Origin of the sequence: Salinicola sp. CR57 (assembly GCF_003206585.1) — a bacterium.
Taxonomy (GTDB): Bacteria; Pseudomonadota; Gammaproteobacteria; order Pseudomonadales; family Halomonadaceae; genus Salinicola; species Salinicola lusitanus.
Genome location: NZ_PZJL01000006.1, coordinates 82,892 through 96,393, shown reverse-complemented (window position 1 = coordinate 96,393; position 13,502 = coordinate 82,892). Strand labels below are relative to the sequence as shown.

Genomic DNA, 13,502 nt, shown 5'->3' with positions numbered 1-13,502 from the left:
CGGCCGAAAAAGCGCAGTTTACGAGTTTGTAAATGAGCATTTTAAGGCCGTTTTTGACGCAGTATTGTCAACGCAGGTAGTTCTTTCAGGTGCGCGGTAGCGTTACGCCGCGCTGCCCCATGTACTTACCGCCACGATCCTTGTAGGAGACGTCGCAGACCTCGTCGGATTCCAGAAACAGCATCTGCGCCACGCCTTCGTTGGCGTAGATCCGTGCCGGCAGGTTGGTGGTATTGGAGAACTCCAGGGTGACATGCCCTTCCCACTCCGGCTCCAGCGGCGTCACGTTGACGATGATGCCGCAACGCGCGTAGGTCGACTTGCCCAGGCAGATCGTCAGCACGCTGCGTGGAATACGGAAATACTCCACCGTACGCGCCAGGGCAAACGAGTTGGGGGGGATCACGCAGGCATCGCCCTTGATATCGACGAAACTCTTCTCGTCGAACGCCTTGGGATCGACAATCGCCGAGTGGATATTGGTGAACACCTTGAACTCGTCGGCGCAGCGCACGTCGTAGCCGTAGCTGGACGTGCCGTAGGAGATCACGCGCTGGTTGTTCACGTGGCGGACCTGATCGGCTTCGAACGGCTCGATCATGCCCTCCTGCTCCGCCATACGGCGAATCCACTTGTCGGATTTAATGCTCATGCAGGCGTCCTTGAGACAGGGGCAGACGTCGTCACGACGTCATGAAATCATCGGGGGAAACTTCTCGGTGGGCGACATGATAGCGGCCCGCTTCCGTGAAGGAAACGACGCGTCCGAAAACAGCATTCAGGCTGGCCGGCCGCGAAAAATGGCGGCAAGACGCGTCTCCGCGGCGCGCGCCAACCCCGTCCGAACGAGGCTGGCGACGGCCCGTGCGCTGGCCGGGATCAGTCGCTGAACGAGATCGAGGGCCCACCGGTATCCTGCCCGGCGACACCGCTGACGACCGCGCGCGCCATGGCACGAAACGTGGCGGCGACCTCACCATCCGGCTCGGCCACCACGCTGGGCTTGCCACCATCGGCCTGCTCTCGGATCGACAACTGCAGCGGAAGCTGGCCCAGCAGTTGGGTGTCGTACTGCTCGGCAATGCGCTCGCCCCCACCGGCACCGAAGATCGGCTCGCTGTGGCCGCAGTTCGAACAGGTGTGCAGGCTCATGTTCTCGACCACGCCCAGCACCGGTACATTGACCTTGCGAAACATCTCGATGCCCTTACGGGCGTCGAGCAGCGCGATGTCCTGCGGCGTGGTGACGATCACCGCGCCATCCACCGGCACCTTCTGCGCCAGCGTCAACTGAATGTCGCCGGTGCCCGGCGGCATGTCGATGAACAGGAAGTCGAGATCGTCCCACAGCGTCTGGTTGAGCAGTTGCTGGAAGGCACCGGAGACCATCGGCCCCCGCCACACCATGGGCTGATTGATATCGACCATGAACGCCATCGACATCGCCTGGATGCCGTGCGCCATCACCGGCTTCATGCTCTTCTCGTCGATCACTTCGGGTCGGGTGTTTTCCGGCAGGCCCAGCATTCGGGCCTGGCTGGGACCGTAGATATCGGCGTCGAGAAGGCCCACGCGGTAGCCCTCCGCCGCCATGGCCAGCGCCAGATTGGCGGTGACGGTCGACTTGCCGACCCCGCCCTTGCCGGAAGCGACGGCCACGATATGCTTGATGCCCTCGATCACGAATCTCTCCTTGCAACGGTCACACCATGATTTGGCGCCCAGTATAACGAGACGTGGGGCCGATACCCTAGTGGCGCGGTCGGAATTGCTGGCGCGCCACGCCAGCAGTACCTGCGGGCAGGTGGTAGAGTAACCCGAGACCCGCCCGCGCTCGGGCGCCCCGTGACAGCCTGGAGACACAGGGATGTGCCCCACGACGCTCGCCGGCCAATCCGCGGCTCACGCCACCGCGACCTCTTCCGCCGTGATGCCCTCGCCCGCCACTCCCTGGTGGCGCGCCCCGTTCGCGGCGCCAAGGGCCGGCGGCCGGATCGACGCCATCGACCTGGCCCGCGGTTTCGCCGTCGTGCTGATGATTCTGAGCCACGGCATCAAGGGGCTGCTGCCGTTCGATCAGTTTCCCGACTGGGGCATCGTGCCGATCCATCTGATCACCAAGTTTTCCTCCTCGCTGTTCGTGATCGTGTTCGGTATCGCCATGGCCGTGGTCTTCCTGCCCCGCGTGGGGGAGCCGGACTGGCCGCGCCGACGCTGGGGCCTGATCAAGCGGGGCGTGGTCGTCTGGATCTGGTACAAGATCCTCACGATCGTCGAGATGAGCCATCTCTATCCGACAGCGGATATCCTCGACGCGCTTCGGTACCAGCGTTTTCCCAGCTTCGTCGAGATACTCGGTTTCTACGCCATCGTCCTGCTCTGGATGCCGTGGTTCCTCTCCGCATGGAAGCGATTTCCCGGGTGGCTCAGACTGGCCAGCCCGGTCCTGATGGCCGGGTTCGGCCTCTGGCTCGCTCGCGAGTTCGATTTCTGGGAGCTGCCGCAGCTTGAGGCGCTGGTGGTCGAGCACCCGGACTACTACGTCTGGGGACAACTGACACGCGGCCCCCTGGTGCTGCTGGGACTGCTGATCGGGGAGTGGATGCTCTACGGCTTCGCCAGCCCCGCTGTCCGACGGGTTCTGATCGCCTCGCTCTTCGCCACCTCCGCGACGCTGTTCGCGCTGTTCTTCTGGCTCGCGCTGCCCACCCTCGACGACACCCTTGCGGCCCTGGCCCGTAACGTTGGGAAGCACCCGCCGGCGCTCGACTTCATGCTGTTCAGCCTGGGAGGGGCCCTGGCACTGCTGGCAATCGCCGTGGTCGGCGGAAAGACGCTGGCGACATGGCTAAGGCCGGTGACCCTGATCGGCAGCGATGCCCTGCAGGCGTTCATCTTCCATATCAGCGTGATCTTCCTGCTGTTCCGCATCGCGCTCGGCTATTGGCACAACATCGACTATTCGACGGCTCTCGGCCTGACGCTGGCCCTGATCGTCGCCACGGCCGGCTGGATCCAACTCGTCCACTTCCTGACATCGAGACGGGGCGCTTCATGATCCCTCATCGCCGACGACTGGTACTGATCGGGTGCCTCAGCGTCCTGCTCTGGGCGCCACCGACCTTGGCCGACGCCTGGCAGGCTCGGCTCGAGAAGCAGCTAGCGGTGATCGATCAGCGCTATCGCGAACGCACGGGCACCGGGGAGATCGGCGTTCACGTTCGTCGACTCGATGACGGAGAACGAGCCGGATGGCGCGACGCGGAGCGCTGGTATTGGGCCTCGCTGGTCAAGGTCCCGGTGGCGGTGGAGTTGCTCGACCGGATCTCCAGGGACGGTGCTGATCTCGATGACACCATGACACTTCACGCCAGCGACTACGTCGACGGCGCGGGCGCCACCAACTGGGCCGCGCCCGACACCAGGATCCCCCTGCGGACCCTGCTCGAGCGAATGCTGATCGACAGCGACAATACCGCGACCGACATGTTGATGCGACGAGTGGGACTGGAAGCGGTCAATCGCCGGGCGAGATCGTTGATGGACGAAGGGATCGGCCCGATTACCACCCTGATCGACGTGAGGCGACATCTCTACGGCGTCTTCACGTCCAGGGCGCAATCGCTGACCGGCAGGCAACTGATCGACCTGCGACAGGCCGACTTGGGCGAACCGCGCCTGATCCGGCTCGCCCAGTTGACCGATAGCCGACGGGAGCAATTTCCACCGCTCGATCTCGCCGCAGCCTACCAGCGCTATTACGCCACCGGGCTCAATTCGGGTCGGCTGGATCGCTACGCGGACATGCTGGAGAGGATCGACGAGGGCGAGGCGCTGCCCGCCGCAGCCACCGCCACCCTGCTGTCGATCATGCAGCGCGCCGACACGGGCCATCGGCGCCTGGCCGCCGGGTTCCAGCGGCCGTGGCCCTTTGCCCAGAAAACCGGAACCCAGTATTCACGCTTCTGCGATGCCGGCATCCTCGCCCCCGGGACGCCGGGGGCGGTCGTCATTGTCAGTTGCCTGCGGGGCGCGCCCTCGCGGCGTGAGGCCGAGCGCACCTTCCAGGCCATCGGCCGCGCGGTCGAATCCAGCGGCGTACTGGCGCAGGAGGGCTTTGCGGAAGACCACTGAACGTCGGTCACCCCCGCTTCAGTTCCTCCTGCACCGCCAGCTTGGTGCGAATGAAGTCACTGTGGGTCACGTAGAGCAGATCGGCCAGGCGGCGAATCCGGTGCTCCTCCAGCGCCGCCAGCTCATGGTCGGCGTAGGCCAGACGCCACATCGCAGCAATCAGTGCGACGCGCTGATCGTAGTCGTAGCGCTCGTTGAGCAGCGAGACGTACTGAAAGTGGTCCACGGCCTCATCGACCTGCCGCTGCGCCTGCTCGACCAGTTCGTCGACAGCGACCTCGTCCAGCGAAAACTGCGTCATCAGCATCCGACGCAACATGGCCAGCTCTTCGGGATCGGTTTCGTAGTCGGCGCGAAGAATCTCGCTCAACAGCGCGGCGACCGCCAGTTGCGTCGTGATCACGTCTCGGCTGTCGGACTGCGGCGTGGCGAGAACGCGTTGAAAGAACTGCTGAACGGTATCGAGCATTGATCAATCCCCCTGCGGTGAACGGCGAACAATCGGGTAACGTTTTGACACCGATTGCCTCAAAGGTTCTTCCAGACGGGCCGCGCCGACGAAAAAAACCCGCAGCCAGGGCTGCGGGTCCGATACGTCGTCAGCACTCTCGCGACGGCCTGGATGCCGGGCTCGTCACGCCCCGTGGGCGGCGAGGAACTCCTCGGTCAGCTTGAGTTCGCTGTTGGAGTTGACGCCGATCCCGCGAGTGGTCACGTTCCTGGCGATCTGCTGCGCTTCATCGAGGGAGTGCATCTCCGCCGTGCCACACTGATAGATGTTGAGTTCGGGAATCGACTTCTGGTCCGTCAGCGCCAGCACGTCTTCCATCGCGGCGTTCCAGGCCGCGCCCACGGTCGCCTCGTCGACCTGTCCGATCAGGCTCATGTAGAACCCGGTACGGCAGCCCATCGGCGAGATGTCGATGATCTCGACGCCGTCGCCATTGAGATGCTGGCGCATGAACCCCGCGAAGAGATGCTCGAGGGTGTGAATGCCCCGCTCGGACAGAATCTCTTCATTGGGAATGCAGAAGCGCAGATCGTAGACGGTGATGTCGTCACCGCCCGGCGTCTTCATCTGTTTGGCGACACGCACCGCCGGTGCATTCATCTTGGTGTGGTCGACCATGAAGCTGTCGAGTAATGGCATACCTTGCCTCCTTGTTGACGTGTCCGGACAGGTATCTACTTTAGCACGCTAACCGGCGCTGTCATGCGCCGGCGCCACGCGCTCACCCGTCCAGTTCGGGGTAGTGACGGAATATGCCGCCCTGGTTGAAATCGAGCCGCCGATCAGAGGTGAGATAGGCGGAGAGCGTCGGTCGTTGACCGACACGATCGACCAGTGCGGTCACTTCCGGTATTTCGGGCTCCAATCTCTCCATGGCTCGGGGAAACGCATAACGCAGCCCCGTCACCACCTGAAACAGCGACAGATCGACATAGCTGTGCGCCGTTCCCACCAGATAGGGTTCGTCACCGGCATTGGTCGCCAACACACGTTCGAAATAGTGGAGAAACTTGGGCAGACGCTCCTGCACGAAGACCCGGAAACGCCGCTTCGCCTCGTCCTGTTGATCCTCGTAGTAGAGCGAACTGCCGACCGGGTGGTGGGTGTCGTGGATCTCGGCGACGAAATCCGTCAGCGTCAACTGCAGTCCGTTGGCCCAGACACGGGCGGACTCATCCTCCGGCACCAACCCCAGCCGGAGGCCGAGAAACTGCAGGATGTTGGCGACGTGGGAAATGACGAGCCCTTCGGCCTTCAACACCGGCGGCGCGAAATGTGGCTGTCCCAGGTCGCTACCGTGGATGAATTCGCTGACGGCACCCGCGCCGCCCCCCTTGTCGGGGGATCGCTTGCCGACATCGATATAATCCGCGCCGGCATCCTCCAGCGCCAGGCGGACGAATTCGCCACGACCGGGAATGCCCGGCCAGTAGTAGAGCTCGTAGGTCATCCGTTTCCCTCCCCTTTTCGGCACCGTTCGCGTGCGTGCCAGCTATTGGGTACATGGCGACGCGATCGTCGGCAGACAACCCCGGGCGAGCTTGATCCACCGATCGAACACGCCCCTCAGCATAGGCCAAAAAAAGGCTCGAACCCGTTACGGTTCGAGCCTCTTTTACCGTGCCGCTGACGACGCCCCGCGGGCAGCCGACCGAAGGCCGAGGACTCAGTGGCTCAGCGACACGCCACCGCCTGGCGCAGCGTGCTCTTCACCCACAGACGCTGACCGTCCGGCGTCTTGCCTTGATCGTTCCATTGTTGGATGGTCTGGACACAGAACGAGCCAAGATCCTCGACGGCTGGGGCAGCGGCGTCGGGGCGCTCGCCACCGATTCGCAGGACATCGGTATTGTTCGACTGGTAATTGGGCGCAAAGGTGTTGGAGGCGCAACCGGCCATCGCCACGACCAAACCGGACGCCATCAGAATACGGCGAAATGCCATCTTGCATGAATCCTCGAGGGGCACCCGGCACCGCGCACCCACGTGCCCGGTTGCCTGGCGCAGCACCGGCACGATTACCGGCAGCGCGTATTTAGCACCGCGGCCGAAGGCTGTCAATTAGCATCTGGCGTCAACGGCCTCCGACAGGGATGGAGCATCGAGAACGTTCAGAAAAGCCCCAGCTGGCGACCGATGAGCTTTTCGAAATCCTCCCCCACGAACGGCAGGATGCCGTCGGCGACCGGTTGCAACTGGCGACCGACGTAGTGCTCATAGTCGATCGTCGAACGCCGATTCTCCAGTGGCTCAGGTCCGGCAACCGTGATCACGTAGCGTATCCACCCGCCATTCTGATATTGAAGCGGACGCGCCATCTGGCGGTTGAACTCGTCTGCCAGGCGTGCCGCGCGCACGTGGGGCGGAACATTGCGCTGGTAGTCGTCCAGCTTGCGCCTGAGTCGCTTGCGATACACCAGTTGATCGTCGTTCTCTCCGGCCATTGTCTGCTGCACGGTCTCGCGCACGTAATCGCGGTAGGGTTCACCAGCGAAAATCCGCCGGTAGAGCTCCCGCTGAAATGTCCTCGCCAGCGGCGACCAATCGGCGCGCACCGACTCCAGCCCCTTGAACACCAGTCGCTCGCTGCCGTCCGCCTCGCGGACCAGGCCGGCATAACGTTTCTTGCTGCCCTCTTCTGTGCCACGAATGGTCGGCATCAGGAAGCGTGTGAAGTGCGTCTCGAACTGGAGTTCCAGAGCGCTGTCGAGCTGGAACGCCTCTTGCAGATGGTGCTGCCACCAGGCGTTGACCCTGGCTACCAGTCGAGTGCCGATCGTGTTGGCGGCGTCGGCCTCGTGCGCCCCGCCCAACCACACGAACGTCGAGTCGGTATCACCATAGATAACGGTATAACCCTCGGCTTCGATCAACTCCCGGGTACGGCGCATGATCTGGTGGCCGCGCATGGTGATCGACGAAGCCAGCCGAGGGTCGAAGAAGCGGCAGCCCCGCGAGCCGAGCACGCCGTAGAAGGCGTTCATGATGATCTTCAACGCCTGGGCCAGCGGCGCGTTGCCCTCGCGCTTGGCCGCCTCGCGCCCCTCCCACACTTGCGCCACGATCGCTGGCAGCGCATGCCGGGTGCGCGAGAAATGGGCTCCCAGGAAACCGGGCACGGCCTGCTCGGGAGAGGGATCGGCGAGCCCCTCGACCAGCCCCACCGGGTCGATCAGAAACGAGCGGATGATCGAGGGGTAGAGACTCTTGAAATCGAGCACCAGCACCGAGTCGTAGAGCCCCGGGCGCGAATCCATCACATAACCACCCGGGCTGTCGTCGCCGTCGCGACTGCCCAGGGTCGGGGCAACGAAGCCGAGCCGATGCATGCGCGGCAGGTAGAGGTGCGAAAATGCGGCGACGGAGCCTCCGCTGCGATCGGCGGAGAGCCCGGTGACGCTGGCCCGCTCGAGCAAGAAGTCGATGATCCGGGTATGCGCGAAGATCCGCGTCACCAGCTCGCAATCCTTGAGGTTGTAGCGCGCCAGCGCCGGCTTGTCCTCCGCGAACATGCGGTTGATATCGGCCATGCGTTGATAGGGGTTGTCGATCGCCTTGCCCTCGCCCAGCAGGGTCTGGGCAACGTTCTCGAGGCTGAAGGAGGGAAAGCTCCAGGTCGCCGAGCGTAGCGCTTCGATACCGTCGATCGCCAGCCGCCCCGGAATGGTGACGAAATAGTGATTGGGCTGGTGGCCATGGGCCCGCCACTCCACCGGCGCTCCGCCTCTCCCCAGCCGCAGGGCGACATTCAGGCGGTCGGCGTGACGCTGCAACTGACGCAGGTCGAACTGAATCACGCTCCAGCCGATGATCGCATCCGGGTCGAAGCGCGCGAACCAGGCATTCAGCGCATGCAGCAGGTCGGCGCGGGAGTCGCAGTAGACCAGCTCGAAGTCGCGCTCGCGATCCGCCTCGCTGCCCGCCCCTGCCGGCGGGCCAAGCATGTAGACGATGCGCTGGCCGCAGCCGTGCAGGCCGATCGAGTAGAGCTCACCGCGCTCGCTGGTCTCGATGTCCAGCGAGCAGAGCCTCAACTGCGGCCGATAGGCCGGCGCCGGCTTCAATTGGGCATCGATCAGGGAGCCGTCGACCGTCTGGGTCGCCATCACCTCGACCGGTGCGGTGATGAAGCGCTCCATCAGATAGCGGTCCGGTGGCCGGATATCGGCCTCGAACAGCTCGACACCGGCATCGGCGAGACGTCGCTCTAGGTTCATCAACTGACGATGCTGTCGACAATAGAGGCCGAGCACCGGCCGAGACTCGAAGTCCTTGAGATCGAGTTCACGCAGTTCGACATCGCGCTCATGGCGAATCGAGCGTTCGGCCCTCTCGCGCTGATCGGCCGGGAGGAAAGCCACCGATGTCTGTGGCGGCAGCCGCACCCATTTAGGTCCATCATCGGTGGCCAGCCAAAGCGATACCTCGGTGCCGGCCGGTGTATCCTGCCAATGCCGGGTCAGGATGAAGCCCTGTTGAGTCACGTTGTTCGATTGCACGTCGGTCGACATCCGTCCCATTCCGTTCGAGGAGCCCTCAGAAGGAGAGCACCCACGGCAGCGCGAACCCGAGATAGACCGGTATCAGCAAGGGTGCGGCCAGTGTGGTGATCAGCACGGCGATGGCACCCTTCTCGGGGCGAATCTCCAGTTCCATGGCGATGACCACGACATTGGCGGCCATGGGGACGGCGCCGATGAGCAGAAAGGCCAGCGCCAGCGAGTCCGAAATTCCCACGCTCATTCGCAGCAGCAGCACCATCAATAGTGTCGCCAGGGGCCAGACGACAAAGCGCACCCCCACGCAACCGGCAACGAAGCGCAGGTCGAACTCCCGCCACGTCACGCGTCCAAGCGTCATGCCGATGATCATCATTCCCAGCACCGTGAAGCAGTACTTGAAGTAGTCGAGCCCATCGGCAACGACATCCGGTACCTGCCAGCCCAGCGCGCTGACCAGCATGCCGGCCGCGAAGGCGTAGATCAGCGGCAGCCTTGCCAACCGGGCCAGGCTCTCTTTCACCGAGAAACGTCCCCGGGCGCTGACATAGAAACCCACCGTGAACTCGTAGAGCGAAACCCCCAGCATACAGAAGAGATAGAGCGTCACCCCCTCCGGCGGCAGCAGCACCAGCGCGATCGGGAATCCGAAGTAACCGGTGTTACCAGTGCCGGCGGAAAAGGCCAGCAGCGCCCGCTCCTGGTCGGCGAAAAAGCGGCTGGCCACCCTGTTGACCACGACGCAGAGGCAAGTCGCCAGCAACAGCACGCTGGCCGTCAGGACCAGCTTGTCGGCGCTGGGCTGCCCCTGGGTCAGGCCATGGAAGAAAGTCAGCGGTGAAATGATGTAGACGAGCAGCGTCGCTATCGGCCGCGGATCGACCCTCAACCGTCGTGCCGCCAGCCAACCCAGCGCCACGAAGAAGAGCAGCATCCAGAGTGACTGGGAAAGATCGATTTCGGCCATCCGGGATTCCTTTAGCGACAGTCGGCGGTAACGATTTGGCCGCTAACTGTAACACTGGAAGGCATCGTCGGTCGGCCCAGAGCGAGGGGTCGAACGCCGGCCACGCCAGCCATCAGGGGCTGAGCTCGAGACGCTCGTCGACCAGCTTTCCCGCCACGAATCGCAGATGGTAGCGAGCACCGTGCCTGGGGCCATATACCCAGCGCTCGACCGTTACCGCGCCTTCGATGAGATGGCCGCCGCGGCGCTGCGGCAGTTCGATCACACGCGACGCCGGTGCTCCGCATTTTTGCAGGACCTGTTCGGGGGTATCGCCGTTGGCGGTCAGCCCACCCTGGCATCGCATCGCGATCACGGGATTCGCGACACTCAGCAACAGGATCACCAAGCCGATCGACGACGCCTGGCGACCACCCCGCATGCCGGCTCGACGACCAGAGCGGGCCAAGGTCATTGGCGATGCGTCTGGGTGGTGAAGCCTGTCAGACGCTTCTGCGTCGAGGCCACGATGCAGAACAGCAGGAACACCTGGAACGGCAGCCGCCAGAACAGCACCCACTCCGGGACCTGAGGAAAAAGCTCGGGGTGCAGCCACATGTAGACGTTGGCCGGCGTCACGCAGATCGTCAGTACCACCAGCCCCCAGCCAGCCAACGCACGAAAGCGTGGCAACAAGATACCGACGGCGCCCAGCAGCTCGAAGAACCCGCTGATCAGCACCGCCGCCTCGGGCCAGGGCAAACCCGGTGGAATGATCGATGCGAAGGCGTCCAGCATCACGAAATGACCGATGCCGCCGATGGCGAACCAGAGGAAGACGAGAGAGAGCCCGGCAGTGCGCCAGCCAGGACGATCGAGAGCGATGGGAAGCACCTCCATGAAAGGGTAAGAAGTCAGACGGAAAAACGGCTCGTTACCGGCAGCATAGAACAGAAACGATCACACCCGCCCCGGAGGCGTCCATCGGCGGACAACCGTGGCTATGCCCATCCCCTCGCGCGCACCGGACGCAAAGCCCCAGCCATCGATGCTACAATCGGCGACCAAGTTTTCAGCCTATCCATCCCGCGGCGTCGATGCCATCGGTTCGCCGCGGGTTTCGTTACGGGAATGTTCCAGTCGCCATGTCGAACAACGCCTCGCTTTCGCGCCAGATCCTCGTCACCAGCGCGCTGCCGTATGCCAACGGCTCGATCCATCTGGGCCACCTGCTGGAGTACATCCAGACCGATATCTGGGTGCGCTTCCAGAAGAGCCGCGGCCATGAGTGCCAATATGTCTGCGCCGACGACGCCCACGGCACCGCGATCATGCTGCGTGCCGAGCAGGAAGGGATCACCTCCGAGCAGTTGATCGCCAAGGTCAGCGAGGAGCACCAGGCGGACTTCGCCCGATTCGGCGTGGCTTTCGACAACTACCACTCGACCCATTCCGAAGAGAACCGCCTCCACAGCGAGCGCATCTACACCGCACTGCGCGATGCCGGCCATATCAGTACCCGCGACATCGAGCAGATGTACGATCCGGTCAAGGGGCTGTTCCTGGCCGACCGTTTCATCAAGGGCACCTGCCCGAAATGCGGCAGCGAGGACCAATACGGCGACAACTGCGAAGTCTGCGGCAGTACCTACACGCCGGCGGAGCTGATCAATCCGGTGTCGGCGATCAGCGGCGCGACGCCGGAAGTACGCACCTCGACCCACTATTTCTTCAAGCTGCCCAATTTTGAAGACTTCCTGAAGCAGTGGACGCGTTCCGGCCGGGTTCAACCGCAAATCGCCAACAAGCTGCAGGAGTGGTTCGAGGCCGGGCTCAACGAGTGGGACATCTCCCGCGATGCGCCCTACTTCGGCTTCGAGATTCCCGATGCGCCGGGCAAGTACTTCTACGTCTGGCTGGACGCGCCGATCGGTTACCTGGCGAGCTTCCAGAATCTCTGCGACCGTGAAGGTCTCGATTTCGACAGTTACTGGAAGGCGGACTCCGAGGCCGAGGTCTACCACTTCATCGGCAAGGATATCGTCTATTTCCACGCCCTGTTCTGGCCGGCGATGCTTGAGGGCGCCGGCCTGCGCACGCCGACGGGGGTCAACTGCCACGGTTTCGTGACCGTCAACGGGGCCAAGATGTCGAAGTCCCGCGGCACCTTCATCAAGGCCCAGACCTACGCCGAGCATCTCAACCCGGAGTATCTGCGCTACTACTTCGCCGCCAAGCTGACCTCCCGGGTCGACGATCTCGACCTCAACCTCGAGGATTTCGCGGCGCGGGTCAACTCCGACCTGGTCGGCAAGGTGGTCAACATCGCCAGCCGCTGTGCCGGCTTCATCAACAAGCTGGGCGACGGCCAGCTCTCGGCGACCTGCGCGGAGCCGGAGCTCGCCGCCAGGTTCATCGCTGCCGGTGACGAGATCGCCGCCGACTTCGAAGCGCGTGAATTCGGCCGCGCCATGCGCAAGGTGATGGAACTCGCCGACGAGGCCAACACCTATATCGCCGACAAGGCGCCCTGGGTTCTGGCTAAGGAGGGCGGCCGCGAGCAGGAGGTGATCGATATCTGCTCGGTGGGCATCAACCTGTTCCGCACACTGATGGTCTACCTGCAGCCAGTGGTGCCGGCGATGGCCGAGCAGGCTCGCGTCTTCCTGCAGGTCGACAGCCTGGACTGGGAGAGTCGCCAGCAGGTGCTCGAAAGTCACACCATCGGCAAGTTCAAGCCGCTGATGACCCGGGTCGAGGGCGACAAGATCGATTCGATGATCGAGTCTTCCAAGGAAGTGCTCGAGGAGGAGAAGAAATTGACTGGAAAAGCGCCCGCCGATGCCGAGTCAGGCAGCGCGCCCGCTATCGAACCGATCGCCGACGAGATCGCGTTCGACGACTTCATCAAGGTCGACATGCGGATCGCCGAAATCAAGAAGGCCGAGCAGGTCGAAGGCTCCAGCAAGCTGCTCAAGCTGACCCTGGACCTCGGTGGCGAGATCCGCACCGTGTTCTCCGGCATCCGCAAGGTCTACGCGCCGGAAGCGCTCGAAGGCCGGCTGACGGTCATGGTCGCCAACCTGGCGCCGCGCAAGATGCGCTTCGGCGTTTCCGAAGGCATGGTGATGGCCGCCGGCGATGCCCCTGACCAGAAAGACGGGGGCATCTATCTCCTCTCCCCGGACAGCGGCGCCAAACCGGGTCAGCGTGTGACCTGAAGACCGGATCCCGTCCAGCGTGACACTTGCCCACGAGCGCGCGACCCCGGTCGCGCGCTTTGCGTTGATCACGGACGAGTCGTCTGTTGTTGCGAGATGGCCGAGGTTGGGAGCGGCCACTTCGAGCGTCTATAATGGCCGGCTTCGAGCGCCCCGCGCCGCCCATCCGAGGCGGTGAGCAGGCCATGTGT

13 protein-coding genes are annotated in these 13,502 nt (G+C 63.6%); 3 read left to right on the top strand and 10 right to left on the bottom strand.

Annotated features, from left to right (window positions below; genetic code table 11):
- Nucleotides 1–85 precede the first annotated feature (85 nt).
- Together dcd and apbC are read right to left on the bottom strand one after the other, a co-directional pair.
- Nucleotides 86–652, bottom strand: coding sequence for a dCTP deaminase (gene dcd, locus DOM56_RS10475; protein WP_110708720.1), 567 nt, complete (start codon nucleotides 650–652; stop codon nucleotides 86–88).
- 227 nt (nucleotides 653–879) lie between these two features.
- Nucleotides 880–1,725, bottom strand: coding sequence for an iron-sulfur cluster carrier protein ApbC (gene apbC, locus DOM56_RS10470; RefSeq protein WP_110600387.1), 846 nt, complete (start codon nucleotides 1,723–1,725; stop codon nucleotides 880–882).
- A gap of 142 nt (nucleotides 1,726–1,867) precedes the next feature.
- On the opposite strand from apbC, the gene DOM56_RS10465 reads away from it, so the two are divergent.
- A complete protein-coding gene (locus DOM56_RS10465) occupies nucleotides 1,868–3,058 on the top strand; it encodes a heparan-alpha-glucosaminide N-acetyltransferase domain-containing protein (RefSeq protein ID WP_232822250.1) in 1,191 nt (396 codons plus the stop codon).
- A complete protein-coding gene (locus DOM56_RS10460; protein ID WP_110708719.1) occupies nucleotides 3,055–4,134 on the top strand; it encodes a serine hydrolase in 1,080 nt (359 codons plus the stop codon). Before DOM56_RS10465 ends, DOM56_RS10460 begins: the two co-directional genes overlap by 4 nt.
- A 7-nt stretch (nucleotides 4,135–4,141) precedes the next feature.
- On the opposite strand, the gene DOM56_RS10455 is transcribed toward DOM56_RS10460, so the two are convergent.
- The 8 genes from DOM56_RS10455 to DOM56_RS10420 form a co-directional block, all read right to left on the bottom strand.
- On the bottom strand, nucleotides 4,142–4,603 hold the full coding sequence (locus DOM56_RS10455) for a TerB family tellurite resistance protein (protein ID WP_110708718.1): 462 nt from the start codon (nucleotides 4,601–4,603) through the stop codon (nucleotides 4,142–4,144).
- A 165-nt stretch (nucleotides 4,604–4,768) separates the two neighbouring features.
- Nucleotides 4,769–5,284: an S-ribosylhomocysteine lyase gene (luxS, locus tag DOM56_RS10450; RefSeq protein WP_110599205.1), complete on the bottom strand. Its 516-nt coding sequence runs from the start codon at nucleotides 5,282–5,284 to the stop codon at nucleotides 4,769–4,771.
- An 82-nt stretch (nucleotides 5,285–5,366) separates the two neighbouring features.
- On the bottom strand, nucleotides 5,367–6,095 hold the full coding sequence (locus DOM56_RS10445) for a glutathione S-transferase (RefSeq protein ID WP_110708717.1): 729 nt from the start codon (nucleotides 6,093–6,095) through the stop codon (nucleotides 5,367–5,369).
- Between the two features lie 224 nt (nucleotides 6,096–6,319).
- Nucleotides 6,320–6,589 (bottom strand): hypothetical protein, encoded by a 270-nt coding sequence (locus DOM56_RS10440; protein ID WP_110708716.1) that lies wholly within the window; start codon nucleotides 6,587–6,589, stop codon nucleotides 6,320–6,322.
- A gap of 167 nt (nucleotides 6,590–6,756) precedes the next feature.
- The gene (locus DOM56_RS10435) at nucleotides 6,757–9,156 is read right to left on the bottom strand and encodes a DNA polymerase II (protein WP_110708715.1); all 2,400 of its coding nucleotides are present in this window, start codon (nucleotides 9,154–9,156) and stop codon (nucleotides 6,757–6,759) included.
- Nucleotides 9,157–9,181: 25 nt separating this feature from the next.
- The gene (locus tag DOM56_RS10430) at nucleotides 9,182–10,111 is read right to left on the bottom strand and encodes an AEC family transporter (protein ID WP_110708714.1); all 930 of its coding nucleotides are present in this window, start codon (nucleotides 10,109–10,111) and stop codon (nucleotides 9,182–9,184) included.
- 112 nt (nucleotides 10,112–10,223) lie between these two features.
- A complete protein-coding gene (locus DOM56_RS10425; RefSeq protein ID WP_157958208.1) occupies nucleotides 10,224–10,532 on the bottom strand; it encodes a DUF2845 domain-containing protein in 309 nt (102 codons plus the stop codon).
- A 29-nt stretch (nucleotides 10,533–10,561) separates the two neighbouring features.
- Nucleotides 10,562–10,990, bottom strand: a complete 429-nt coding sequence (locus DOM56_RS10420; protein WP_110708712.1) for a hypothetical protein — start codon at nucleotides 10,988–10,990, stop codon at nucleotides 10,562–10,564.
- Between the two features lie 245 nt (nucleotides 10,991–11,235).
- Between DOM56_RS10420 and metG the strand changes: the two genes are divergently transcribed.
- On the top strand, nucleotides 11,236–13,311 hold the full coding sequence (gene metG, locus DOM56_RS10415; protein ID WP_110708711.1) for a methionine--tRNA ligase: 2,076 nt from the start codon (nucleotides 11,236–11,238) through the stop codon (nucleotides 13,309–13,311).
- Nucleotides 13,312–13,502: the final 191 nt, after the last annotated feature.

Bases quoted from the DNA above. Each gene is read 5' to 3' on its own strand.
- DOM56_RS10435 (WP_110708715.1), bottom strand. From the start codon at position 9,156: ATGTCGACCGACGTGCAATCGAACAACGTGACTCAACAGGGCTTCATC.
- DOM56_RS10420 (WP_110708712.1), bottom strand. From the start codon at position 10,990: ATGGAGGTGCTTCCCATCGCTCTCGATCGTCCTGGCTGGCGCACTGCC.
- dcd (WP_110708720.1), bottom strand. From the start codon at position 652: ATGAGCATTAAATCCGACAAGTGGATTCGCCGTATGGCGGAGCAGGAG.
- DOM56_RS10465 (WP_232822250.1), top strand. From the start codon at position 1,868: ATGTGCCCCACGACGCTCGCCGGCCAATCCGCGGCTCACGCCACCGCG.
- DOM56_RS10440 (WP_110708716.1), bottom strand. From the start codon at position 6,589: ATGGCATTTCGCCGTATTCTGATGGCGTCCGGTTTGGTCGTGGCGATG.
- DOM56_RS10460 (WP_110708719.1), top strand. From the start codon at position 3,055: ATGATCCCTCATCGCCGACGACTGGTACTGATCGGGTGCCTCAGCGTC.
- DOM56_RS10430 (WP_110708714.1), bottom strand. From the start codon at position 10,111: ATGGCCGAAATCGATCTTTCCCAGTCACTCTGGATGCTGCTCTTCTTC.
- metG (WP_110708711.1), top strand. From the start codon at position 11,236: ATGTCGAACAACGCCTCGCTTTCGCGCCAGATCCTCGTCACCAGCGCG.
- DOM56_RS10425 (WP_157958208.1), bottom strand. From the start codon at position 10,532: ATGCGGGGTGGTCGCCAGGCGTCGTCGATCGGCTTGGTGATCCTGTTG.
- luxS (WP_110599205.1), bottom strand. From the start codon at position 5,284: ATGCCATTACTCGACAGCTTCATGGTCGACCACACCAAGATGAATGCA.
- DOM56_RS10455 (WP_110708718.1), bottom strand. From the start codon at position 4,603: ATGCTCGATACCGTTCAGCAGTTCTTTCAACGCGTTCTCGCCACGCCG.
- DOM56_RS10445 (WP_110708717.1), bottom strand. From the start codon at position 6,095: ATGACCTACGAGCTCTACTACTGGCCGGGCATTCCCGGTCGTGGCGAA.